The sequence below is a fragment of the Streptomyces sp. 2A115 genome (assembly GCF_052245575.1).
Lineage (GTDB): Bacteria > Actinomycetota > Actinomycetes > Streptomycetales > Streptomycetaceae > Streptomyces.
Map to the genome: position 1 here is coordinate 1 of NZ_JBQQCG010000261.1, position 636 is coordinate 636.

Here is a 636-nt window from a genome sequence, read left to right on the forward strand (position 1 = left end):
CATGCAGCGCGCCTGAGGGCCGCGCTGACAGCCGGCAGCGACACCCCCCGAGCCGCCCGGATTCTCGCCGAACTCCAGGAACACAGCCCCGAGTTCGTCCGCATGTGGGAACTGCAGGAAGTCGCCCGCTACGGCAACTGCAAGACCATCCTCCATCCCGAACTCGGCCGCATCGACCTCGACGCCCAGCTCCTGTACACCGAGAACCGCGCCCAGACCCTGGTGGTGCTGACCACCCGCCCCGGCACGGAGAGCCACAGCAAACTCGAACTGCTCTCCGTCATCGGACACCAGCAGCTCACCCCCTGACGTCCTGGACCGGGGACCGGGCAAGGCTCGGCACGGGAAGGGCCGGACAAGGGCACCCCTGAAATGGTGTAACCCGCACGGCTTTTGCTTTGCGCTCTACGGGTTCACGATCCTCACTGACAGCAACTGACGGACCCCCGGGCACGCCTGTCACCCACTCAGGTGATGGTGCAACACATGTGGCGCCTCCTGCACCTCTCCCTAGTAGGGCTTGGTCAGGTCGGTTGAGGTGGTGCGTGTCCTTCCGGCCCGGTGTGGCGTTGAGTGTGTGTGACTCCGGACGAGATTGCTGTGGTGCGTGGTGAGTTGGAGGCGTTCGCGGCGGAG

General features: G+C 65.7%; 1 protein-coding gene. It reads left to right on the plus strand.

Annotated features, from left to right (window positions below; translation table 11 throughout):
- Positions 1 to 309: MmyB family transcriptional regulator (locus ACTWQR_RS55935; RefSeq protein WP_443235045.1), on the plus strand; the 309-nt coding region annotated here is incomplete at its 5' end.
- Between the last annotated feature and the right edge of the window lie 327 nt (positions 310 to 636).